This window comes from Chamaesiphon sp. OTE_8_metabat_110, assembly GCF_031382685.1.
Taxonomy (GTDB): domain Bacteria; phylum Cyanobacteriota; class Cyanobacteriia; order Cyanobacteriales; family Chamaesiphonaceae; genus Chamaesiphon.
Genome location: NZ_JANMZA010000530.1, coordinates 1 through 24700 on the forward strand (window position 1 = coordinate 1; position 24700 = coordinate 24700).

Genomic DNA, 24700 nt, shown 5'->3' on the forward strand with positions numbered 1-24700 from the left:
GAAAGCATCAGCTACAGTCGGCGAATAGTAGAAAGTCATCGCAAAACCAGTAGCGAACTGGATTACGAAGCAGACTAAGGTGATCCCACCAAGGCAGTAGAAGATATTAACATGGGGTGGAACGTACTTACTAGCAATATCGTCGGATAGTGCTTGGATTTCGAGACGTTCGTCAAACCATTGGTAGGTTTTACTATTTGTGACTTGCTTGGTAAACATTAACGGGTGCCGTACTGCTCTCTAGTGTCGTGTTATATATTATAACGCCAGTAGGATCTAGATCCCAAGGCTCGAAATAATGGCTGGGTAACATGTGCTATGTTGCCAAGTAGACAGATGGTACATCGCTACTCGTACCAAATATGCCTAAAATTGTTTAATTTAGTAATATTTGGTTGCAGGTCACTCATATTACCTCTACAAAATTTAACACACCTCTAAAGAAGAGTGGTACCGATCGTGAGAGCTAGTTTTTGGTTTGGTTGGATTCTGAGTCTGCAAGTGGCTCTATTTTGGCTCTGGGGAACAACTCCAGCAGTCGCACTCACGTCGGAGCAACAATTGGTTCTGCAAGCTTGGCGGACGATCGATCGGGCTTATTATGATGACACTTTCAATCATCAAAATTGGTGGGTAACTCGCGATCGCACTCTCAAGCAGCAAATTCCGAATGAGGAAGCCGCATATACAGCAATTACAAAAATGATTGCCAGTCTTGACGAACCGTTTACGCGGTTGTTACGTCCCGAACAATATCGATCTCTTCAGGTGAACACCGCCGGAGAATTGTCTGGAGTGGGCTTGCAAATCGGCGTGAAGGCGGGTAGCCAGCAAATTGAGGTGATTGCCCCAATTGCCGGATCTCCAGCCGCTCAAGCCGGAATTTTGCCCCATGATACGATCGTTGAAATCGATGCGATTCCGACGACAGAATTGACGCTCGATACCGCTGCTGTCAGAATGCGAGGGGCAATGGGTACTAATGTGAGCCTAACGATCCAAACTGCCGATAAATCTCCCCGCGAAGTCATTTTAATCCGCCAAAAAATTGAGCTTAACCCAGTCACTGCCGAACTCCATACCGAAAACGGTCGTAAAATCGGCTATCTGCGCTTATCTCAATTTAGTGCCAAAGCCGCCAAAGAATTGGGTGAGAATATTACTAAATTTAAACAACAAGGCGCGATCGGTTACGTGCTAGATTTGCGGAACAATCCCGGCGGATTGGTACAAGCTGGGGTCGAAATCGCCCGTCAATGGTTGAATGAAGGCACGATCGTCTACACTGTCGATCGGCGGGGTGCGATCGATTCGATCGATGCCACTGGTACCGCCCTTACCGATGCACCACTGGCTATACTGGTAAATGAAGGTAGTGCTAGTGCTAGTGAAATTCTGGCAGGAGCTTTACAAGACAATGGCAGAGCCAAGCTGATCGGGACTAAGACTTTTGGGAAGGGTTTGATCCAATCTCTATTCGATCTGCCCAATGGGAGCGGTTTAGCCGTTACCGTTGCTAAATATGAAACTCCCAACCATCATGATATTCATAAATTGGGCATCACGCCCGATCGGGTCGTCCCCACTCCAGAAATTTCCCTAGAATCAGCAGCCACAGCCACAGATACTCAATATTTAGCCGCTCTCAAAGAATTAGGGGTTTAGTGAATAGTGAATAGTGAATAGCTTGCACTGAGCGACAGCCGTAGCGTAGCGTCTCCGCAAGGAGAAGTGTGAATGGATTTTGGAACTACGTTCTAGATTATAAGTAATTGCAATTTTTACTTCTTACTCCTTACTTCTTACTCCTTACTCCTTACTTCTTACTCCCATCTCCCATCTCCCATCTCCCATCTCCCATATAAATTTATGATGAACGCACAAGCTTTACAAGAACGCATCGCGCAGGTTGAGAGTAAACGAGCCTTATTATTACAATTTCAGGCAGATCCGACGCTCGGTACGCTGTCGTTAGATGTCGAACAAGCCTTAATTGAAATGGACGATCTGATGCGCGAGTTTCGACAAACCTTCCCAAATGGCGTTGTCCCTCCAACAATGAATATCGATTAGGCGATCGAGCCAGTCCAATCGCTGAGTTATTTGTATTCAGACGAGCAATCGTCAAGTCCAACTCGATCGAGAAATTACTTCTCGATCGAGTTTTCATTATTTAGATCGGAAATGTCAATTCAAATCCAAATACCTTAATCATTATGGCAATTCCACCGAGCTGGATCGTGAAAACAGGTCGATCGATCTGGACGCAGATCTGGCAGCTAATGATGTCACAACTGGCACCACCAAACGATCGCGGCGAATACCAACGTCCGCCAAGTGAATTCCGCCACCGAATCGAGGGGAAATATGCTCCACAGCCGCGTCGCTATCGATTGTACGTCGGCTGGAGTTGTCCGTGGGCGCATCGGACGTTGGTAGTGAGAGCCTTAAAAGGGTTAGAAGATGCGATCGAGATTATCATCCTTGAAGGTGATGCCAATGCGGGTGGTTGGAAGTTGCCAAAGTCCGAGCATGATTGTCAGACATTAGCGCAACTATATCGGTTTGCCGTCCCAGAATATCGGGGTCGATCGACAGTTCCGATGCTGTGGGATACTGACACCTACTCGATCGTCAATAATGAGAGCGCCGAAATTATCGAGATCCTCAATTCCGAATTTAATGATTACGCCAAACACCCCGAACTAGATCTGGCTCCAATTGCCCTGCAAGACTCGATCGCCCAATGGAATGAGACAATCTACCAAACCGTCAATAACGGGGTCTACCGCTGCGGTTTTGCCCAGACACAGGCGGCTTATGACAAAGCTGCTACTGACTTATTTGCCACACTCGATCGAGTTAACGATCTACTAGCGACTCAGGCTTATCTCTGTGGCGACTCGCTGACGCTAGCGGATATCCGACTATTCACGACTTTAATTCGGTTCGATGTGGTTTACCATCACTTGTTTAAATGCAACCGTCGCCGCATTCAAGACTATCCCCACATTCAAGCTTACCTAACCAAGATTTATCAGTTACCTGGCGTGGCGGCTACTTGTAATTTTCCCACGATCTTGCAGGATTATTATGGCAATCTCTTTCCGCTCAATCCTGGGGGGATTATTCCGCAGTTGCCGGACTTGAGTTATTTGGGGTAGATGGGAGCCAGAGCCGGAGGATCTGGCGGGACTGAAGAGCAAATCATACCTTAAATCAGTAACTCCAAGGTATTTACAGACAATGGCAAGTAACTAAGTTACTTGCCATTGAGGAACCCCGGTTGAGGGGTGAGATCAAAATTTGGAATCATCTACAAAGCTCTTGCTGCCTGTCAAACTAGTGTCAGAACTTAAGTTCGAGAACACGATCAGGTGTCATACAGCAGACATTCGGGAGATTCGGGATTGTCCGAACAGAAGCGTTCGAGCGAATTTTTAGGTTGAGCACTGCGTTGGTGTCCAGACTCTTGGTGTAGCTCCTCTAGGATTTCCATTGCCACAGCAAATTCGGGAGAAGTTTTACCAAACTTTTCGCCAGCCTGATGAGCGGCGTCACGAGCTTGCTCGATCCGGTCTTCAATCGTCATCTTGGTTTCTTGAGAGTTGGTCATAATCTTGGCTATGTACGGTAAGTTAGGCGTGATGTTTTAGAGCAGCTTGCCTTCTATTGTATCTTTCCCTTCTTCAAACACACGATCGCGAATGTAGAGGTTTCCACACATTACGATGAGAACTGTTTGCTGGTAGCGATTTTAATCGATCGGATCGAGCCGGAATACTTCAAAGATACTCGCTAACTGTTAATTTTGTCGTCAAAGAGTTTACTAAAATTAGTCAAAAATTAAAATTTTTCTGAATTTAAACAGACAATCGAGTGATGAGAGTGCTAGAATTGCCATGCAAAATAAGCACTCATTGAGGGTCTGCTGTTGTGATCCGTTCTGCCACCTTGCCGCTGCCCACAATTCCATCGATCGGTGATAACAGTCGTCTCCGACTGTTTTCTGGGAATGCTAATGTCCCACTATCTCAGGAAATTGCTCGTTATCTAGGACTCGATCTCGGCCCGATGATTCGGAAGCGATTTGCCGATGGCGAAATTTATGTCCAGATCCAAGAATCGATTCGCGGCTGTGATGTATACCTAATCCAGCCAACATGTAACCCGGTGAACGATAACTTGATGGAATTATTCATCATGATCGATGCCTGTCGGCGGGCTTCGGCACGCCAAATTACGGCAGTAATACCGTACTATGGCTACGCTCGTGCCGATCGTAAGACGGCTGGACGCGAATCGATCGCGGCTAAACTAGTTGCCAACCAGATTACTACTGCTGGTGCCGATCGGGTCTTGGCGATGGATCTCCATTCATCCCAAATTCAAGGATATTTTGATATCCCGCTGGATCATATTTACGGTTCGCCCGTAATCATCGATTATCTGCTCAGAAAAAATCTACCCGATGTCGTGGTGGTATCGCCAGATGTTGGTGGGGTCGCTCGCGCTCGTGCTTTCGCCAAGAAACTCAACGACGCACCGCTCGCCATCATCGACAAACGTCGTCAGGCACACAATGTGGCTGAAGTGATGAATGTCATCGGTGATGTCGCTGGCAAAACAGCGATCCTGGTCGATGATATGATCGATACTGGCGGGACGATCTCCGAAGGTGCCAAAATCTTGCGCCAACAAGGAGCGCGTGAAGTATATGCCTGTGCGATCCATGCCGTATTTTCACCACCTGCGATCGAGCGGTTATCGAGTGGGGTATTTGAGGAAGTAATCGTCACCAATACCCTCCCCATGCCCGAACATCAACAGTTTCCCCAGCTCAAAGTGCTATCGGTGGCAAACTTACTCGGTGAAACCATCTGGCGAGTACACGAGGAAAATTCTGTAAGTAGCATGTTTCGTTAGGGATTACACATGGGACGTGAGGCAGCTAGATTGCTCGGTACCCACTCCCCGTTCGATCTCCCCATCCCCCTGTGCCTGATGAATCTGCCGATCTTTACCACCCCAAATGAATTAGGACATTATCTCCAATCCCACCGCTCTCAATCGATTGGCTTCGTACCGACGATGGGAGCATTACACCTGGGACATCAAAGTTTGATCGATCGCGCCAGATGCGAAAATACCGTCGCCATTGTCAGTATTTTTGTCAATCCGTTACAGTTTGGCGCAAATGAAGATCTCGATCGCTATCCACGTCAGTTGGAAATCGATCGAGTTATTTGCCAGACAGCAGGTGTCGATGCTTTATTTGTCCCGACCCCGGCAAGTATGGGCATCAAAGCCGCGCTGACTCAAGTTATCCCCCCACCGACGATGATGAGTGGCTTGTGCGGACGGACACGGGTGGGACATTTTCAAGGTGTGGCGACGATCGTCACTAAATTGTTAAATGTAGTCCAACCCGATCGCGCCTATTTTGGTGAAAAAGACGCTCAACAATTAGCCGTTATCCGCCGGATCGTCGCGGATCTGAATATCCCGGTCGATATTGTCGGTTGCCCGACACTACGCGCTGATTCTGGCTTGGCACATAGTTCCCGCAATCAATATCTTACGCCCACCGGACGCTCCCAAGCGGCGGCGATCTATCGCAGTCTCCAACAAGCGCAGCAGTTAGCAAATAGCGGCGAGCGCGAGGAAATCGCATTATTAGCCGCAGTCAAGGCGGAACTGAGTACGGTACCAGAATTTGAATTAGAATACTTGGAGCTAGTCGATCCGGAAACTTTACAATCGATCGACAGACTCGATACATCAGCCTTACTCGCGATCGCCGGACGCATCGAGAATACACGATTGATTGATAATGTGACAATCGGTGGATAGTGAATAGTGAATAGTGGATAGTGAATAGTGAATGGATTTTGGAACGATCCTCTAACTCCCCGTCCCCGAGTCTCCCCGTCCCCGAGTCCCCGAGTCCCCCCGTCCCCACAGCCCCTTCATGCCCCCTCAACTTCCAATTATCGCGATCGATGGCCCCGCAGGTGCGGGCAAATCTACAGTTACCAAGCTCGTAGCTGCCCGATTAGGGCTGTTGTTTCTCGATACAGGGGCAATGTACCGCGCGATCGCTTGGCTGGTGTTGGAGGCGCAGCTAGCCCTGGATGATGAGCCAAACATTGCGCTGGTGGTAAGTCAGGCACAGATCGCCCTTGCGGGAGAGCGGGTAATGGTAAATGGGATCGATGTGACTGAGGCAATTCGGACGCAGGTGGTGACGCAAGCCGTATCGCCCATTGCCGCGCTGGGGGTAGTGAGAACGGCATTAGTCAAGCAACAGCAGGCAATTGGTGCCCGAGGCGGGATTGTCGCGGAAGGGCGCGATATGTGTACCCAAGTGTTTCCCCACGCACAGGTAAAGATTTTCCTCACGGCATCGGTTGCCGAACGTGCGCGGCGACGCCAACAGGATTTGCGCGATCGCGGGCAAGGTGAGGTCAGCTTGGTAGAATTGGAGAGATCGATCGCCGCACGGGATACGATCGATAGTACCCGGGAAATTTCCCCGCTCAAAAAAGCAGACGACGCGATCGAAATAATCAGCGACAATTTAAGTATTGAAGCAGTAGTCGAAAAAATCGTAGCAATGTATCAGCAAGTAGTAAATAGATAATTAAATGCCGCTCGAACCTCGCTCCTGAGATCGCCAAAAACTATTTTCTAGAGCTGAATACCGATGAATTAATAGCCAACCTTATCGATTTTTTACTCGACCATGTATCGACTGCTTATTCTTGTCATGCCCTTATTAGTCAGTGCCACATCTGGCGCGATGCCGCGATCGAATATACCTCTGGAAAAATTGGCTTTGAGCCAGAAAGGATCGATCTCGATCGAGCAGATCTCGATCGGCGGTCTCAAAATCGGGATGAGCGAAGGTGAAGTCATTAAAAAGTTAGGTAAGCCTAGAAGTCGGCGGATTGCACCGAATGGCTGTACGGGCACTAACGATCTTACTTTAGAATATCCTAATTTAGGTCTATATCTTATTGATGGCTCAAACGAGAAAGAAAAAAGTTATCTAACAGCCATTAGAACTACTAATTCACGCTATATTACTAATCGCAGGATTAGGGTCGGAGACTCGATGATTAAAGCTGAAAAGGCTTATTTAAAAACCGCTGTACCCACCAAGAAAGAACTTTATTTGAGTTTGACAGATCCTAAGAATAATGAATGCAATCTAACATTTTCGAGCAGTAACGGCAGGACAGTAAGCGAAATTAACTTGGTGTGCGCTGTCTGTTAATTATTAATATCTACAAAAATAATGCTCAGTCGCGAATCATTAGATCGATTGCTGGTTTCTACCGAGCAAATGCAGCAGATCGAAAGCAAAGTATTTGCCGCCGGAATGCCTGTCGCTGCGCTGATGGAAAAGGTGGGGGGACTAATAGCGCGGCGATTTCAAGCTCTGTATCCTCAAGCGCAGCGGGTTGGTGTGTTGGTGGGGATGGGGCATAATGGTGGCGATGCGCTAGTAGTTGCCCGTGAGTTGCGTGTTCGGGGTTATGAAGTGGCGATCTATGTCCCATCGGAGCAATTGAGCGAACTCACCAATCAGCATTATTGTTATGTTTCGAGTTTGGGGATTAAGATTGTTGATGATGCGCGGAGTTTTGCGGGTTGTGATGCGATCGTTGATGGTTTATTCGGGTTTGGTTTAAATCGTGAAATTACTGGCAATCTCTTCGAGACGATCGAGTCAATAAATCAATTAGCAGTTCCCATTGTTAGCATCGATTTGCCTTCAGGCATTCATGGCGATACTGGCAATGTTTTAGGTATTGCAATAAAAGCGACACATACGCTCTGTTTGGGATTGTGGAAGTTGGCTTTTGTTCAAGAACAAGCGATCGAATATCTCGGTAAAACTGAGCTAATTGATTTCGATATTCCCTTGGCAGATATTTATAGCGTCTTGGGAGCATCGCCAAGCATAACGCGCATGACAATCGATCGCGCGATCGCAAATCTACCCATACATCGATCGGCTGTTACCCACAAATATCATCAAGGACATCTATTACTAATTGTCGGCTCAGAACAATATAGTGGTGCGGCAATTTTAGCTGGATTGGGAGCTAGAGCTACTGGCGTCGGCATGTTATCGATCGCAGTTCCAAAGTCACTTAAACCCACCTTATTAAATTATTTACCTGAAGCCTTAATTATTGGTTGTCCAGAAACCGAAGCAGGGACGATTAAATCGCTACCAGATCTAGATTTTAGCAAATATCAAGCGATCGCCTGTGGGTGCGGATTAACCGAGCGACCATCGAAAGTAATCAAACAAATCCTATCCACAAATTGTCCGATCGTTCTCGATGCCGATGCCCTAAATATTATCGCTAAGCTAGGTTTAGAAGCAACAATATCTACCCGGACACATCCCACAATTTTAACCCCGCACATCGGTGAATTCAAACGTTTATTTACCAAAATTCCGACAGCAAATAAACTCGTTGCGGCAAGCGCGGCAGCCCAATCTAGCGGTGCAGTTGTATTAGTCAAAGGAGCGAGAACTGTTATCAGTTATGATGGTAGATCGATCTTGATTCCTGAAAGTACGCCAGCTCTAGCTAGAGGCGGTAGTGGTGATATTCTAACGGGACTGATTGGCGGTTTAATTGCTGCTGAGAGTCGGTTAAATGTCGATCTGGCAGAAGTTGTCGCGACAGCAGCCTGGTGGCACTCTCAAGCCGGAATTTTGGCTGCTAGAGAACATGGGGATTTGGGCGTAGATCCATTGACGACGATCGATTATTTGAAGATGGTAATTCGGGAAATTCTCGATGCTAGAAATTTTGGTAAAATTCAATAAAATCTTAGAGAGTGTCCATCGCAATCGATCGACACTCTCTGGCAATATGGATCGAGTAGCAATTAAAATCCCGATTCGGTTGCATTTGCACCCAATTGTTTGAGGAAATCAGTTGCTTGTTGATATACTTGTCGATTTCCTTGCTGTTTGGCGAGTTTTGCTGCTTGCCGGATGTTTTTAATAGCTACTGTCCGATTGCCGATCGAATTGTAAATTAGTCCCCTCAGTACATAAGAGTTCGCATTCTGCGGATCGAGTTGAATAGCGCGGTTTAAGTCGGCTAATCCTCCCTGGCTATTTTTGAATGCTTGATATCTAACAATACCGCGTAAAAGATATGAATTGGCAGCATTGGGATCGAGCTGGATTGCCCGATCCAAGTCATTCAATGCTCCCTGTGGATCGTTGAGCTTTTGATATTTGATGCCGCCGCGCATTGCATAAGCATTGTTATTGTTAGGATCGAGCTGAATCGATCGATTTAGGTCGGCTAATGCTCCCTGGGAATCTTGGAGTGAGTCGTGCTTGAGAAAACCACGGATAGCGTAAGCTAGTCCGTCGTTGGGAGCGATCTGAATTGCCCGATCCAAATCGGCTAGTGCGCCTTGGGGATCGCCGATTTTGCCGGACTTTACCGTAGATCTAGCTCGATAAGCTTTGGCATAATCAGGTTTGAGGGCAATCGCGCGATCGTAATCTGCTAATGCACCGCGATAATTACCTTTTTCAAATTTTTGATTGGCAAGTGCAAAGTAGTCATCCGCTTTGGGCGATCGATCTGGCGAAATTGGCATCAATTTTTGGTCTAGATTCACACCCAAATTAGCGGCAATAGTTGCAAAGCGGTTAATCGGAATACCCAGATTAAATCCAGTTTTTTGTCCTAATTCTCCATTAGCATTACGCTCGCGATCGCCTCTACCGTGAATAGCTACTACTTCTCCAACCTGATTTAATACCGCACCACCACTCATCCCTGGTAAAGTGTCATTACTATAAATTAACGAATAACCTTTATCTAAAACTTGAGTGCTATTGGCTGAGACTTTTCCCGTCCGAAATACAAATACAGATTTGCTAATAGCTGCGGTTGCTGCTGGATATCCAGCTACATATAAATCCATCCCTTCGGTTAATAGATTGCAATTGCCGAGTTTGGCGATGGGGTAGTTTTCGGAAGTGCGAAATTTGACCACAGCTAAATCGAGATCTACCGCAGCCGCACGAATCGAATTGCTGACAAGCTGATGTTTTTTACCATCTGAAGTGGCGATTGTAAATGCAGCGTTCTTATTCCTCACCACATGAGCGGCGGTAAGTACGGTATAAGTATCTCCCTGGCGCTGGAGAATCACTCCCGATCCTTGACTTCCCGGCTCTAAGATCTGGACGGTTACTGCTTTAGCTGTTTTGGCGACTTCTGGTGCGGTAGCGGCGATACTTGCCGATCTGACGATCGGAATCGTCATGCCAATGTAGATCGAGCTTGTCCAAAATATTACATTCTTTGACATGAGTTTTAGCCTCCTAAAGTATGCGATTGTTAGGTATTTTTCGTACTATTAACCCAAGTTGCTAACCATAACCCCAGCGGTTAGAAACCGCCGATAGGAGTGCAAAGTCCGCCTTCTCGGACTAATAATTCAGTGGCATTTAGTAGGGTGGAAAGTTCCCACCAACTAGGTTTCAGGCACAATCTACTTCACAAATAACTGCACCCATCTACTTACTACATCATCCTTCATTAGTTAGCTCTAGTAACTCAGCTTCAGAAATCACCTTTACTCCTAACTTTTCCGCCTTCGCTAACTTCGAGCCTGCCTTTTCACCTGCTAGTAAATAGTCAGTTTTGACACTAATCGAATCCGAAACTTTGCCACCATGACTCAAAATCAAGTCTCTAGCATCATCGCGCTTGAGAGTTGGTAATGTACCTGTGATTACAAAAGTCTTATCTGCAAAAGTTTGACTCAGAATATTATTATTCTCAGCATCTGTCGAGCGCTCAAATTGTAATCCCGCTGCTTTGAGTCGATCGATTAATGCGATATTTTCTGGCTGTTTGAGCCAATTATAGACGGATTGAGCAGTTTCCAATCCCACATCCCGAATATCTTGGAGATCGACGATCGATGCTTGCAATAATAGCTCGATCGAGGGGAATCTTTCGGTGATGATATTTGCGCCATTATTCCCGATTTGTCGAATCCCTAACCCATATAATACCCGCGACCACGGACGGGATTTAGAACTAGCAATACCTTCGATTGTTTTGGTTGCCGACTTCTCGCCCGTGCGATCTAAAGTCATCAACTTGGCAACAGTGAGATCGTATAAATCCGCAACTGAATTGACAAATTTGCGATCGACTAATTGCTCGATTAACTTCTCGCCGACACCATTAATATCTAGGGCATCCCGACTCACCCAATGTACCAATGAACCCTTGAGAATTGCCGCACAGCTCGGATTATTGCAGCGTAGTACTGCTTCCTTGTCTGACTTGACGACTACCGTATCGCACACGGGGCAATTTGTCGGCATTTTAAAAGGTGAGGTTCCTGGCGGACGCAAATCGTTCAATACCCGCACGACTTTGGGGATGATTTCGCCAGCTTTGCAGACGATAACTGTATCGCCAATTCTAATATCTAATTCGTCGATCAGGTCGCCATTATGGAGCGTTGCCCGCTGAACTGTGGTTCCCCCCAGTTGGACGGGTTGCAGGTGCGCCAAGGGCGTAATTGCCCCCGTTCTGCCGACATTTACACTGATATCCAATACCCGCGTCGGCGCTTCTTCGGCGGGATATTTGAGAGCCACCGCCCAACGGGGGAATTTATTAGTAAAGCCGAGTTCTTGTTGCACCGCGAAGTCATTAATTTTGACGACGACACCATCTGTCATGTAGGCGAGATTTAACCGCTCGGTATTCCAGCGATCGTAATATTCACCCACTTTCGCAGCATCGGCACATAATTGACGATGGGGATTGACCTTAAACCCCATCCGTTCCAGCATTTCTAGCGATTCTAAATGGCTATGGAGTTCGGTTTCAGGGGTTGTCGTCGGAATTTGCAGCGTATAAGCAAAGAAATCTAATTTCCGCTGAGCGACCATTTTGGGGTCTAATTGGCGTAATGCTCCGGCGGCAGCATTTCGGGGATTGGCGAGGAGTTGTTCGCCTGCTTTTTCCCGTTCCTGATTGAGCTGTTCAAACACCGCAATCGGTAAAAAAGCTTCACCCCGTACTTCGACTATTGGCGGCGGATTTTCAATATTTAACTTGAGTGGAATCGATCGAATCGTCTTGACATTTTGAGTTATTTCTTCCCCCGTATCCCCGTCGCCTCGCGTCGCACCCCTCACCAATAATCCATTCTCGTATGTAAGTGCGATCGCCGAACCATCGATCTTCAATTCGCAGATATATTCGGCATCCTGACTCCCCATATTTCGCTGCCAACCTGCCTCCCATTTGGCAAATTCCGCCATGTCGAAGGCATTTTCGAGGCTATAAAGCGAGATATTATGTTTGACGGAAACAAAGCCCGATGCCGGACGTTCGCCGACACGCTGAGTCGGACTATCCGCAGTCACTAATTCGGGATATCGACTCTCTAAATCTTGGAGTTCGCGATACAACCTGTCATACACGGCATCTTCCATGACGGGATTGTCGAGAACGTAGTAAGCATAGCCAGCCGCCTGGAGTTTGACGCGAAGTTGTTCGGTGCGGGTAATGATTTCAGGTGTCACGATCGATCGCTGCTCAATGGTACTTTTATATTACAAGAACTCGATCGATTCCACAATACTCGATCCATTTTTTGCCGTAATCATAGCTAGAAGCTACTCTAATACCAAGATACTTTCCGCTTCTCCAGCTTTAAATTGACATGTGCAGAGTTAGGGTATCAGTCAGTAATTTTCCGAACGATTTTGTCTGAGAGATTTTCATCCAGAAGTAGCTTCATAACACAGCTACAACTTTTGTATTACAAGAACTCGATTCTCGTTCCGAGAGGCTCCGCCAACGATTCCACAATACTCTTTTAGATTTGCAAACGCTTCATCACACCATAACCTTTGAGCGCAGTTCCAGCAGCAGCAGCTAGAAAAGGAATTACAAATGGTAACTGTGTATATATGGCTAAAAAAAATGCCCCAACATTGAGATTCCACGATATGAGGCTGAGTGCAAACCAATACCAACGAAAGCTAGTTGCTGGATATACGCGCCGAAGCAATTCAAATTGAGCAAACCCTAATATCGGGCCACCTAATATCGCCAGACACGGTAAACTGAGCATTAGATATAAGGCTCCTTGACCTCCAGTATCAATATCAAAAACCAGAGTATGTAGATCGTGGAGAAACATAATTAAGAATCCAGTGATACTCGTTGTCAAAAACCACCTATAAGCTAACTTCTGGTGTTGAAACTTAAAAAGTAACGCTCCTTGCAGCATTCCCAGCAGCAGCCAATAACTAAGATAAACTGCGATCGAGATCCGCAAATCAGAAGTTGGATACCAGATGAGTTGAGTGAACCACAACGTACCGCCAACTATTGCTAAGCATGTCGGCGAGATCGCCGTCCACAACCCCATAAATATTAGCTGTCTCGATCTATATCGACTCATCATTTTATCAACCCATTCTATCGATCGAGAGTTCCAAATCTGGAAATGTTGGTGACTTAATTAGTTCGCTGCTTCTAAATTGATGTAGATCGTATTCACCATCGACTAAACAATAAACTGAAATAGTCGGTTGTTTGGGCAGTTCGAGGATTTCTCCATCTCTGAGTTCGTAGCGATATTCCGATCGTTCTGGCAACCAGGTAATAAAATCATCAAAGCTAATTGTCTTAGATTCTGCTAGTACCATGTCGATCTTCTTAACTCAGTAAAGAAACAACTTCCTCTCAAGGTAATTTTAGCTCATCTCGATTCTCCAAGGAGAGGCTACGCCAACGCGAATTACTGACCTTGCATTCTGAGAACTACGGCAAATGTCCGTAACAGAATTTGGAAATTTAATGCTAGTGACTGATGTTTGCAATAGTAGAGATCGTAACCAAGCTTGATTTTAGCATCTTCGACAGTACTGCCATAGCCATAGTTTACTTGCGCCCAACCAGTTAAGCCTGGTTTAACTGCCAATCTTTTGTTAAAGTTTGGAATTTGGTGTTCTAATTTATCGATGAACTGTTGGCGTTCGGGACGAGGGCCAACCATGCTCATTTCACCTTTTAAAACATTGATAACTTGAGGTAATTCATCGAGGCGAGTTTTGCGAATGAAGTTACCAACTTTAGTGATGCGGGCATCGCCTTTGGTTGCCCACTGAGCGCCGTTGCGTTCGGCATTCTGTACCATCGATCGCAATTTATAGATAGTGAATTTAGCACCTTTTAAGCCAACTCGTTCTTGTTTGTAAAAAATTGCCCCAGGGCTATCGAGTTTAATAGCAATTGCCACAAAGGGAAATATGATGATGAAGATTGCAGCAATGATTAATCCACATCCGATATCTAATACTCTTCTACCAACGAGATCGAAACGGTTAGGTTGTTTTTTAGAAGTTGCTTTGGATAGATCGCCGGAGTAATACATAGCTGCTTCGAGATTGTGTGTTTGAGTGTTGCTCTGTCTTCAACACACTCAATTTAACAATCCCAACCGACCGAACATATCGTCATTATGACGGATAGATCCTCAGCTATTTGAACCGATCGAATCTAACTAGTTTGGTAATACACTGAATCTCGATCGATGCGTTCAGCTCTGCTGTACCGGAGGCAATCGAGCAGTTTCTCCATCACCCACAGATTGAAATCACGATCGAGGGGTGGCACTAGGAGATTTCTCCAACTTCCCAATCCAATCGATCAGCACGGGATTGACTAATTCTGGGGCTTCATCTTGGGGACAGTGCCCGACATCGGGGAGTTCGACAAATTCATCCACCGTAGGCACATTCATCAATTCGCGTCCTAAGTCGATCGGTTCCCAAGGATCGGCAGCCCCCCAAATCGCGATCGCGGGGCAAGCTAATTGCGGTAAGAGATCTTCAGGTAATGGCCCCCAAGAATAGGCGGTAAATTTCAGAAATACATCGGCTGCACCCGCATCGGCGGCGGGAGCCATCAAAATATCAATTAATTCTTCGCTGACGGCTTCGGGGCGATGGTAGGCTTGCAAGAGAATATTCCGCACGACTTTGCGTTGGGCGAGTTGCTTGAAAAAGAACTTACCGATTGCTGGTATAGTGAGGATAGACTGAAGGATTGGTGTGCCCCAGCGACGATAAAAGGGCATTTTTGCGCGTTTGCGATCGTGTAATAACCGCAATGAACAATTAAGTAGAGCGACACCCGTAATTGATGCTGGATTAGTAACCGCAGCTTGTAGGGCGACGATACACCCGATCGAGTTACCGACTAAGATTGTCGGACTCCCAATTATTTCTTGACAAAAATCAACTACCTGTTCCGCCCAGGTTTCAAAGGTATATTCGATCTCACCACCGGGTTGGGGCTTATCCGAACCGCCAAAGCCAATCAGATCGATCGCATAGCACCGACAAGTTTCAGCCAGAATAGGAATATTCTTGCGCCAGTGCCCGACGGAAGCCCCGAAGCCATGAATCAGTAGTACGGCTGCGCCCGTCTCGCCAGCAGTCTGATAATTAATCTGATGTCCGCGCCACATCCAGGTAGTATTTGCAGTCGGAGTAGCGATCGAAGTCATAGACAGTAATGGTTGCAACAATGGTATTCTAACGCGATCGATTAGCGGCAAAGCAATAACGTCAAGGATATAATGGGTACAGATTCGCGAAGTAAATGCCTGGAATCTAGATGGTAGGCAGTGCCCACCTATTACCTCTTACCTCTTACCCATTACCCATTACCCCCTCATCATGTCCCCAATTGTTAGTCTCATTCGCGCCACATCATACGAAACCGCCCAACTTCGCGAGTCAGTAGAAGCCGTATTAGCACCGCTAGGTGGGATGAGTGCTTTTGTCAAACCAGGAGATCGTGTCTTGCTCAAGCCGAATCTATTAACGGGTGCGCGTCCGACCAAAGAATGTGTAACGCGTCCCGAACTAGTTAGGTGTGTCGCGGAGTTGGTAATTGCCGCAGGTGGGAAACCATTTTTTGGCGACAGTCCGGCGTTTGGGAGTGCGATGGGGGTGGCTAAATCTAATGGTTATCTACCGATGATGGCGGAATTAGACTTACCTGTAGTGGAGTTTCATGGCAAACGGTATGAGACAGCCAGCGAGAATTTCAATCACCTGCTGCTGAGCAAGGAAGCGATCGAGGCTGATGTGGTAATCAATTTACCAAAGGTCAAATCTCACATGCAGCTAACGATGACGCTGGGTGTCAAAAATCTATTTGGCTGCGTTCCGGGCAAGATGAAAGCTTGGTGGCACATGGAAGCGGGTAAAAGTGCCGAGCGATTTGGTGAGATGCTAGTCGAAACAGCGCGCGCAATCAGCCCAAATTTGACGATTATCGACGGTATCGTCGGACATGAAGGAAATGGCCCCAGCGGCGGCGAACCCCGCGAGTTGGGCGTGCTAGGTGCCGCTGCGGATGTGTTTGCGCTGGATGTGGCGATGTTGGAAGTTCTGAATGTCGAGGCGCATTTGGTACCCACAGCGGCGGCGGCGCAACGGTTGGGGTTAGCTCCGGCACTGGCATCAATCGAGTTTCCGTTATTGCATCCGGTAGATTTGAGTTGTAGTGATTGGCGGCTACCGGAAGCACTGGTGCCGATCGATTTTGCGATGCCACGGGTGATTAAATCGACTTTCCGACACCTGTATATTCGCTTGATTAAAGAACCGATGTCGGCTTATAAAAAGTAATTGTACTCGCGAGCGATCGAAGTTTGGCAGATCTAGCTAGATTACGAGTGAAAAGCTCTGGTTAATCGATCGATTAACCAGAGCTTTTTTATTGAAGATGTTTACTCGCATTGAAAATCCGTAGGTTTACCTAGATCTAGTCCGCTTGACTGGGGAATACTATTTTCATCCACTGAAGCCAAGATTTAAGTTTGGAGCGAGCTGGCTCAAAATTTTAAATCTCGATCTTCAAACTGAGCGTGATGATGTGATGGAGCTAGAGCAGCAGACTAAATTCGATCGATTGGTGCGTCAATTAGAACGATCGACACGTCAGCGGATGACGACTAATTATCAACTTCGAGTCGCCGCATTAGCCACACTTGGGTATGGATATATTGGGGTCATTTGTCTGTGCTTATTTAGCAGTTTGTGGATGATGCGGTGGTTGTTAGAAATGATTCAGCATCGATCGATCGAGATCGATCCACATCAATTATGGGTGCTATTTGGATTGGTCGCGATCGTCATTTTTTGGGTACAATCTGTACCCCTAACCGATCGAGAACTCGATCGTGCTGAGTTTACCGAATTATTTACTCAAATTGATGAATTGAGTATTAAATTAAAAACTCCCAAGATTCATCATGTGGTCATCAATTATGACCACAATGCGGCAATTTACCAAATACCACATCTCGGCTGGGGCGAGTGGCATTGTAATTATTTGTTGCTCGGTTTGCCATTACTGCAATCTTTAACTCCCGAACAATTCACCGCCACATTAGCACATGAGTTAGGACATTTAGCAAACAATGATAGTAGCTTTACTAGCTATATTTTTCGAGTGCGTCAGATGTGGGAGCAACTGACTATCGATAATAACTTATTTATTTTCCAATGGTTTTTTCGGTGGTACGAACCGTTAATTAAAGCTTATTCATTAGTGTCGGTACGCGATCGGGAATATGCCGCAGATGCTCTAGCACAACGCATGACGAGTCCAGAAATTGCCGCGAGCGATCTGATTCAAACTTATATTTATCAATATTACTTACAAACAGACTTTAATCGCCAACTCGATCGCCAAGCGCAAACATTCGCCACGCCACCAACCGATGTTGTGACCCAAATGTTAGCCGCGTTGCGTCAACCCCTCGATCCTCAAGCTGCTAGCGTGTGGCTGGGCTTGATTCTGGGACAAGCTACCGATACCGATGATACCCATCCCTGCTTGAGCGATCGATTGGCGGCTGTCGGTCATCCTACCCCGAAATCCTGGACACCACAACCGATTCTTCAGACAGCAGCCGAATACTTTTTTGGCGATCGATTGGCAGATCTTGCAGCCGAACTCGACCTCAAATGGTATGAAAGTCACACCGCAGTATGGCTGGAGCGACATCAACAAGCACAGCAACAACAAGCACATTTAGCCACGCTCGATCTTCAGATAAGTCAGGAACTAACTATCTGTGTAGCCACCGTTCGAGCTAATTTGACGACCGAATTACATGGCGAGTCAGTAGCCTTACCACTATGGCAAGAAATTCTCGCCCAAGCTCCCGAACATCCACGCGCAAATTATCAAGTTGGTAAATTTCTCGTCAATCGCGGACATTTTAGCGGCTGTTTTTACCTAGAGAAAGCGATTGAGTTAGAGCCAGATCTAGTCATATCTAGTTGTGAGGAATTATATCGATTCCACGCTTTTCAGGAGGATTTTAAGTCTGCGGAGATTTATTTAGATTGGCGACAACAGCATTTACCAAAACAATGGCGATCGAGATTAGAGCGCCAACTCGCTGCAACCGATCGATTTACCACTCACGCTCTCACAGTCGATATTCTTACCGAAATTCAGACGCAATTAACACAGTATCCGATTATCGCTCGTGCCTATTTAGTCTGTAAACCGATGCAGGTATTTAAAGATCGACCGCTATATGTCTTAGCGATCGAGTTGGTAGGTTCTAACTCTTGGCGTTGCCAGAAACAACTAGAAACCGATTCCCAGCTAGAATTCGATCTTTGTCAACAACTACAGATCGAGCTTGGTTTTATCGAGCGTCTAGTTATTGCTACCTTCACCAAGAATCGATCGCTATTTAGCGATCGTCAAGATCTCAAACTGCTTGAGAATATTCAAAAAACATCAGCAGCTCATATTTTTTAAGATTCGCATTCATCCTGATATTGGCACCATCTACTATTCATGTCCAAGCTCCCATCCAACTTTTTAACTCATTGGCTATTAATCCAAATCTTTGGCTCACTCGCTCTGGCAATTGCCACTCAAGCGATCGTAGCCTTAATAATTTTATTAGCTCACATTGATAATTTAGCCGTTATCTTATTCTTTAGATTAGGAGGCTATTTACTAAGTAGTATCATTCAAGGATATCTCCAATGGCAGCTACTCAAACAGATATTTAAGTCACTCGATCGGCAATGGATTTATACAGCAGTCGCCGCATTACCGATGACTGTTTTCAACTGGGGATTGATTCATCTCGGCATTAAAATGCTGGTATTAGATGAGGATGGGACTACGTTAATTATTTTGGCGATCGTCGGGGGAATTTGCGGTGGTATTAATGGTCGCATCATTGGCAATTGGCAAAAATCACTATTTAAAGAGCGTCTTTATTGGCGAGCGTTATGGCATGATTGGGATCGCGAACAGTTACTTGCTGGTGCGCTTAGTGGGGTAAGCACGTCGGTAATTATTAGCGGCGCAGTATTTCTATTTGGTTGGGATTGGATTGCCTCACCCCTATCGGCATTTATCTGTTCGATTTGTTTGGCGTCGATTTCCCAATTGATATATGGTCTGATTGTTGGGGATACGATTCAAGATATCTTCAAGCAAGCTAAATTAATCGAGTAGTTAACGACTATCGACCGATTGCAAAAACTTATTCGCAAACTCGATCGCATCGGCAGCATTAGCCACATTCTTAGTAATTCGAGCTACCTGAATTTCAGTCAATAATTTACCGATTGTCGGCGATGGTGGGAGTGAGAGAGCCTGCATCAGCTCGTGTCCGCTAATTAATGGCGTTGGGTGCGCGACTTGGCTATCTGGATCGAGATAGCGATCGATCAGATACTGTAAGTCTACTAATTTCACACCATTAGTCAGTGCGATCGCGATTAGTAGTGAAAAGTTACTGCCTACCGATTGAAACCAAAAATATTGCTCGCGCAAAGATAGCTCTTTACCCAGCAATTGCGGTAAATAAGTAATTAATGTACCGACCACCTGAATTTCTGCTGAGCTACATGTCAGCCGCAACATTTGGCTAGTGGCTAATTTAAGATCGGGCGATAATAGCAGCGTAAATTTGCCCAGAGAGCGACGATCGATCGAGATCGTCTGGCGCAAAGTCAGACTGAGTTCGCGATCGAGGGCGGGATATGATTGTTTAATTAACTCTGTTGCTCGATCGAATTGCTGCAATTTAGCTTCAAAATCCGCACCTACGGGTAACTCCAACCAACCAGCCAACAACGCATCCGCAACCAGTGCCGCCAACCACTGACTGCTAGCTGGTGTCTGCAATAAATACCGCAATTCTGCCAGCACCCGCTCGGCGGCAACGGTGGTTAATAAGGGTGCTAATTCCCGAATTGCGGCATGAGTAGCCGACTCGATCGTAAAATTAAGCTGTGCCCCTTGACGATAGGCTCTGAGCAGCCGTAATGGATCGTCAATGAGGTTTTCTCTGCCTACCATCCTAATAGTACGCTCCTGAATGTCCCGACTGCCACCAAACGGATCGATCGACTGTTGTGTTTGCAAGTCATAAGCGATCGCATTGAGGGTATAGTCGCGCCGTGCGAGATCTTTCCTAATATCTGCTCCATCCTGCTGGGCGATATCTACCGTCAGCCCCGGAAAGACCACCCGCGCAATCTGACGTTCCGCATCCAACAACACAAAACCCGCTTGATATGTCGTCGCCAACTGACGCGCCACTGCGACGGCATCAGTGGATATGACTAAATCTAAATCCAATTCCGCCCGAACGCGTCCCAATAAAGCATCCCGCACCGCGCCACCAACTACATACACTGGTTTTGGCAACAGATCGATGTCGAATGGTAGATTGGCTAAAAATTGCATAGAATACAAGATATCGGTTAGTCCCTAACCCCTGAAATGTCATGTGTATATGTATTAATTGCGAGTATGTCGATCGCTGCACGACCTATCATGCAGTCGAGGAACAACACCAACAACTTCATCTGACAGCTATACCTAATTTTGAGGCGACCCAACCCCAAATCAATGTTAACATCCGCACCCACGATGATGGTGTCGAAATGGAGTGGGATGTCGTCGGCTGTCTGAGCTTTGCGAAAGATACTGGCAAATGGTCGCGGCTGCGTCCGGGAGAATTGATTCCAACCTGATCTAGGCTTTAGGTATTAGGCTTTAGGCTTTAGGCTTTAGTAGAGTAATTAAAAGTAGGGTGGGCACTGCCCACCAAACAGTGTCGAGCCAGTAGGGTGGGCACTGCCCACCAAACAGGTTTCAGCCCACCAAACAGGTTTCAGGCATTATTAATAAGTGAAAGCGATCGAAAATAGGGCAGGCAGTGTTTTGGATTGACTGAAACGCTTGGCACGAGATTACCTCAGTGCCATTTAACCTTAACCCGACGATTGTGTCACAGCGATGACAATTCCTGACCAACCAAATAAGGCAACATAGTTAATTATCCAGACTGCCAGCGCAGCGCGATCGGTGTTGCCACGCCCGCTAAAAATCGCGCTAAGCTATAACAATACAAGGTCGCCCAGGATAAATCCCGACAGACCCCCGATCGTTCCACCTTTTGATAATTGGCATTTTTCAACCATGCTGCGAATCATCACTCAGCAGACTGAAGCGCAACAGGAGTTGCAGCGAATCAGTGCCCGTACCCACGACGACGCGATCGTCCACAAAGAAGCCACCGTTAATGAAATTGTCCAAACGGTCAAACGACAAGGCGACAAAGCTTTACTACACTATACGGCTGAATTCGACGGTCAAACCTTGACGGTCGATCGGTTGCGGGTCAGTGGTGCCGAATTAGATGCTGCCTATCAACAGGTGTCTAAAGAATTACTCAAAGCGATCGAACTTGCTGCTGGCAATATTGAAGCTTTTCACCGCCAGCGGGTACCCAAATCTTGGGTGACTTTTGGCGAAGATGATGTCGTACTAGGCAAACGCTACAATCCAGTCGATCGAGCAGGAATATATGTGCCTGGAGGCCGCGCTTGCTACCCCAGTACGGTACTAATGAATGCAATTCCGGCTAAAGTCGCAGGCGTGCCCCAAATCGCCATGGTGACGCCACCAGGAGCCGACAAAAATCTCAATCCGGCTGTCCTAGTTGCCGCCCAAGTTGCGGGTGTGGAGGAAATCTATCGAGTCGGTGGTGCCCAGTCGATCGCGGCATTAGCCTACGGTACGGATACAATTGCCAAAGTCGATGTGATTACTGGCCCCGGTAATATTTACGTTACCCTTGCCAAGAAGCTAGTCTATGGGACAGTCGGCATCGACTCGCTCGCAGGGCCATCAGAAGTCCTAATTATCGCCGATCGTCATGCCAATCCGATTCACGTTGCGGCGGACATGCTAGCACAAGCCGAGCATGACCCGATGGCGGCGTCAATTTTGATTACAACTGACCTCTCGTTAGCCACCGCCGTTCAAACTGCGGTCGAAAGTCAACTCCAAAATCATCCCCGCCGAACGCTAACCGAGAAATCGATCGCGCATTACGGTCTGATTATCGTCGTCGATACACTCGAAATCGCTGCTGAATTATCCGATCGATTCGCACCAGAACACTTGGAAATCAAAACTGATGACCCTTGGGAGCTGGTAAATCAGATCCGTCATGCTGGGGCAATTTTCTTGGGCAATTCGACACCAGAAGCCGTCGGCGACTATCTAGCTGGCCCGAACCACACGCTACCGACCTCTGGCGCAGCCCGCTACGCCTCGGCTTTAGGCGTGGAGACATTTATGAAGCACTCCAGTTTAATTCAATACTCTCATACCGCCCTGAGCAAAGTTGGTAATGCGATCGATGCACTTACCCAAGCTGAAGGACTGTTTTCCCATGGCGAGTCGGTCAGGTTGCGGTTGACCGATCCGACTGATGAATTGCGCGGCTAAAGTGTCATCTGGTTTAATTGCAGTTAATCAAAATTCAGGGTGGACGATCGCTGTATTTTTGCTTCCCCTTGACTCTAGGGTCGCATTCGGTACACTTACCGAGAGCCATAGCACAGCGATTAAAATCGCTGCTAGTGGTGCAAAGTCCGCCTACGCGGACTGAGATCTAGAGTGTCTTAATCGATGTGGCAACTGCTACATGGCAGTCGCCAAGTTCATTAGGACGTTCTTTAGATTAGTCCGCGTAGGCGGACTTTGCATTCCGAGCGGCGATTTCAATCGCTGTGTCCTAACAGCCTTGGCTGTTGCTATAACTACTACTGTGCCGATCGGACATCGCCCACAAATCCCTCATCCAATCGCCACAGCCACTAGGATGGCTCTGGTAAATCTAACTTTGGTGGCAACGAGCGAACGATCGGGGCTGGCTTAGGTCTATTGACTTCACTCCGGGGAGCCACCTCTGCGCCATCTCCTCCCTCCCATGCCTTCTTAACTGGTCGTGGGCTGCCGCCAACGTCATTTGATGGTCTACCACCACCTTTACGGGGCATTTTGGCGCGGATCGTCGCGACAAATTGAGCGCTGCGGATTTCAAGATTATCACCCACGCGCACGACATCAAAATCCCAAAAATTACCGACTAGCTTTTGAGCCAGATCGCCAATTAACCGGATTTTAAAATAGCGCTCCTCCTCGGTTTTTTTCTTGGGTGCTTGGCGAATTTTGACGAAGATTTCTTTGGTTTCGCGTGATTGATAGATGACTTCGCCGCGAATAGAAAAATAACTATCGGGAATACCCAAGGTTTCGATCGTGGGCATCGTGGGTACCTCTGCTGGATCGTCGCTCGATTCGCTCGGTTCGCCTTCTTCACGATCGGAGACAAGCGGCTTGATTAGCAGTTGAGGGTTCCACATCCCCATGATTTGAGCGTGGATTTTATTATCTTCTTTGCGGATGCGCGGATAAACTACCCATAGATGCGACTTTTCGAGATCGAGATGATTTTTGATCAGACTCATGATCCGACCGAGAATGACAGCATCGATCTGTGTCCCGTCGTCCGCTAGCACCATCCCCTGATTGAATTCCTCAGTCGAGGGGACATACTTGCCCAAAATCAAGCCGATCGCCCGATACTGAAGTGGCTCGCTCGCTGGTGGAATCGGTGTATTCCCCGTCAGTTGGAGCATGGGGGGCAACGGTGGATAGTCTGCCGGATCGGGCTTCTTGGGGCGTTTGATCGGCTTTGCAGGTCTAGTTGCAGCTTCTGGATGCGATGGCAGACGATCGGGAGGAAATTGTGCAGAACTCATAGAAAATGCCTTCGGACGGAGTCAAATTTTTCGATCTCCCTCTCATGGTAATCGGGATTTTCGAGACTGAATTGTCAATATTTCACCAACCGCGCAGATTGGTGATGTGGATATGAGAATCCGTCTTACATACATCATGCCCATATCCCGCTCTCAAACTACTATGTAAGCGATCGGATCTGTCTGAATGACTTTAGTTACATTTGCCTGCATAATTATTGATGCCAGCCTATTTTAGCAATTTCTGACCACGATTCATCTAATTTTTTGAATGATGTAGATTACATGGCGAGTAACAGTGGCAACTGTGCCCCTGTGAATAAGACTATGCTGACAGATCGCAAGTGAATCAAATTACCTCACTCCCAACTCCTAAATGAATTTTCAATCTGTTGTCGCTACCCTCAACCAGTTCTGGAGCCTACAGGGCTGCGCGATCGTCCAAGCTTACGATACCGAAAAAGGTGCCGCTAC

22 protein-coding genes and 2 pseudogenes are annotated in these 24700 nt (G+C 46.9%); 13 read left to right on the forward strand and 11 right to left on the reverse strand.

What is annotated here, in order from left to right; translation table 11 throughout:
- Window positions 1-219: pseudogene (petB, locus tag RMO52_RS19180) on the reverse strand (cytochrome b6); the annotation flags it as partial.
- 237 nt (window positions 220-456) lie between these two features.
- On the opposite strand from petB, the gene ctpA reads away from it, so the two are divergent.
- The 3 genes from ctpA to RMO52_RS19195 all read left to right on the forward strand — a co-directional run bounded on the left by ctpA (window position 457) and on the right by RMO52_RS19195 (window position 3164).
- On the forward strand, window positions 457-1665 hold the full coding sequence (gene ctpA / locus RMO52_RS19185) for a carboxyl-terminal processing protease CtpA (RefSeq protein ID WP_396135053.1): 1209 nt from the start codon (window positions 457-459) through the stop codon (window positions 1663-1665).
- Between the two features lie 204 nt (window positions 1666-1869).
- Window positions 1870-2073, forward strand: coding sequence for a hypothetical protein (locus tag RMO52_RS19190; protein WP_310417447.1), 204 nt, complete (start codon window positions 1870-1872; stop codon window positions 2071-2073).
- Window positions 2074-2216: 143 nt separating this feature from the next.
- Window positions 2217-3164 carry a glutathione S-transferase C-terminal domain-containing protein gene (locus RMO52_RS19195; RefSeq protein WP_310417450.1) on the forward strand — a complete coding sequence of 316 codons (948 nt, stop codon included), beginning with the start codon at window positions 2217-2219 and terminating at the stop codon, window positions 3162-3164.
- 209 nt (window positions 3165-3373) lie between these two features.
- Here the strand turns inward: RMO52_RS19195 and RMO52_RS19200 are convergent, their stop codons facing one another.
- On the reverse strand, window positions 3374-3616 hold the full coding sequence (locus RMO52_RS19200) for a Calvin cycle protein CP12 (RefSeq protein WP_309737759.1): 243 nt from the start codon (window positions 3614-3616) through the stop codon (window positions 3374-3376).
- A gap of 320 nt (window positions 3617-3936) precedes the next feature.
- Here RMO52_RS19200 and RMO52_RS19205 point away from each other — a divergent pair, with 320 nt between their 5' ends.
- The 4 genes and pseudogenes from RMO52_RS19205 (at window position 3937) to RMO52_RS19225 (ending at window position 8854) form a co-directional block, all read left to right on the forward strand.
- Window positions 3937-4926: a ribose-phosphate pyrophosphokinase gene (locus RMO52_RS19205; RefSeq protein WP_309737758.1), complete on the forward strand. Its 990-nt coding sequence runs from the start codon at window positions 3937-3939 to the stop codon at window positions 4924-4926.
- Between the two features lie 84 nt (window positions 4927-5010).
- Window positions 5011-6643: pseudogene (locus RMO52_RS24815) on the forward strand (bifunctional pantoate--beta-alanine ligase/(d)CMP kinase).
- Window positions 6644-6745: 102 nt separating this feature from the next.
- A complete protein-coding gene (locus RMO52_RS19220; protein ID WP_310417457.1) occupies window positions 6746-7279 on the forward strand; it encodes a hypothetical protein in 534 nt (177 codons plus the stop codon).
- Window positions 7280-7300: 21 nt separating this feature from the next.
- Window positions 7301-8854, forward strand: coding sequence for an NAD(P)H-hydrate dehydratase (locus RMO52_RS19225; RefSeq protein ID WP_310417460.1), 1554 nt, complete (start codon window positions 7301-7303; stop codon window positions 8852-8854).
- Between the two features lie 62 nt (window positions 8855-8916).
- On the opposite strand, the gene RMO52_RS19230 is transcribed toward RMO52_RS19225, so the two are convergent.
- From RMO52_RS19230 to RMO52_RS19255, 6 genes are all read right to left on the reverse strand, one after another.
- Window positions 8917-10368, reverse strand: a complete 1452-nt coding sequence (locus tag RMO52_RS19230) for a tetratricopeptide repeat-containing serine protease family protein (protein ID WP_310417461.1) — start codon at window positions 10366-10368, stop codon at window positions 8917-8919.
- A gap of 220 nt (window positions 10369-10588) precedes the next feature.
- Window positions 10589-12613: an NAD-dependent DNA ligase LigA gene (gene ligA / locus RMO52_RS19235; protein ID WP_310417464.1), complete on the reverse strand. Its 2025-nt coding sequence runs from the start codon at window positions 12611-12613 to the stop codon at window positions 10589-10591.
- Between the two features lie 296 nt (window positions 12614-12909).
- Window positions 12910-13503, reverse strand: a complete 594-nt coding sequence (locus RMO52_RS19240) for a hypothetical protein (protein WP_310417467.1) — start codon at window positions 13501-13503, stop codon at window positions 12910-12912.
- A gap of 4 nt (window positions 13504-13507) precedes the next feature.
- The gene (locus tag RMO52_RS19245) at window positions 13508-13747 is read right to left on the reverse strand and encodes a hypothetical protein (protein WP_310417470.1); all 240 of its coding nucleotides are present in this window, start codon (window positions 13745-13747) and stop codon (window positions 13508-13510) included.
- A gap of 92 nt (window positions 13748-13839) precedes the next feature.
- Window positions 13840-14475: a sugar transferase gene (locus RMO52_RS19250; protein ID WP_310417473.1), complete on the reverse strand. Its 636-nt coding sequence runs from the start codon at window positions 14473-14475 to the stop codon at window positions 13840-13842.
- A 222-nt stretch (window positions 14476-14697) separates the two neighbouring features.
- On the reverse strand, window positions 14698-15612 hold the full coding sequence (locus RMO52_RS19255) for an alpha/beta fold hydrolase (protein WP_310417476.1): 915 nt from the start codon (window positions 15610-15612) through the stop codon (window positions 14698-14700).
- Window positions 15613-15784: 172 nt separating this feature from the next.
- Between RMO52_RS19255 and RMO52_RS19260 the strand changes: the two genes are divergently transcribed.
- From RMO52_RS19260 to RMO52_RS19270, 3 genes are all read left to right on the forward strand, one after another.
- Window positions 15785-16744: a DUF362 domain-containing protein gene (locus RMO52_RS19260; protein WP_309738989.1), complete on the forward strand. Its 960-nt coding sequence runs from the start codon at window positions 15785-15787 to the stop codon at window positions 16742-16744.
- A gap of 145 nt (window positions 16745-16889) precedes the next feature.
- Entirely contained in the window at window positions 16890-18899 is a 2010-nt protein-coding gene (locus RMO52_RS19265) for a M48 family metallopeptidase (protein WP_310417479.1), read from the forward strand.
- Between the two features lie 39 nt (window positions 18900-18938).
- On the forward strand, window positions 18939-19613 hold the full coding sequence (locus RMO52_RS19270) for a hypothetical protein (RefSeq protein ID WP_310417481.1): 675 nt from the start codon (window positions 18939-18941) through the stop codon (window positions 19611-19613).
- Here RMO52_RS19270 and RMO52_RS19275 read toward each other — a convergent pair whose 3' ends face one another.
- A complete protein-coding gene (locus RMO52_RS19275) occupies window positions 19614-20852 on the reverse strand; it encodes a CCA tRNA nucleotidyltransferase (RefSeq protein WP_310417483.1) in 1239 nt (412 codons plus the stop codon).
- 41 nt (window positions 20853-20893) lie between these two features.
- Between RMO52_RS19275 and RMO52_RS19280 the strand changes: the two genes are divergently transcribed.
- Window positions 20894-21142: a Ycf34 family protein gene (locus RMO52_RS19280; protein ID WP_309738997.1), complete on the forward strand. Its 249-nt coding sequence runs from the start codon at window positions 20894-20896 to the stop codon at window positions 21140-21142.
- Between the two features lie 305 nt (window positions 21143-21447).
- Here the strand turns inward: RMO52_RS19280 and RMO52_RS19285 are convergent, their stop codons facing one another.
- On the reverse strand, window positions 21448-21588 hold the full coding sequence (locus RMO52_RS19285; protein ID WP_309738998.1) for a hypothetical protein: 141 nt from the start codon (window positions 21586-21588) through the stop codon (window positions 21448-21450).
- A 2-nt stretch (window positions 21589-21590) separates the two neighbouring features.
- On the opposite strand from RMO52_RS19285, the gene hisD reads away from it, so the two are divergent.
- On the forward strand, window positions 21591-22907 hold the full coding sequence (gene hisD, locus RMO52_RS19290; protein ID WP_309739000.1) for a histidinol dehydrogenase: 1317 nt from the start codon (window positions 21591-21593) through the stop codon (window positions 22905-22907).
- A gap of 371 nt (window positions 22908-23278) precedes the next feature.
- Here the strand turns inward: hisD and RMO52_RS19295 are convergent, their stop codons facing one another.
- Window positions 23279-24226 carry a hypothetical protein gene (locus RMO52_RS19295; protein WP_310417486.1) on the reverse strand — a complete coding sequence of 316 codons (948 nt, stop codon included), beginning with the start codon at window positions 24224-24226 and terminating at the stop codon, window positions 23279-23281.
- Between the two features lie 376 nt (window positions 24227-24602).
- On the opposite strand from RMO52_RS19295, the gene RMO52_RS19300 reads away from it, so the two are divergent.
- The coding region (locus RMO52_RS19300; RefSeq protein ID WP_310417488.1) for a glycine--tRNA ligase subunit alpha at window positions 24603-24700 on the forward strand (98 nt) is incomplete at its 3' end.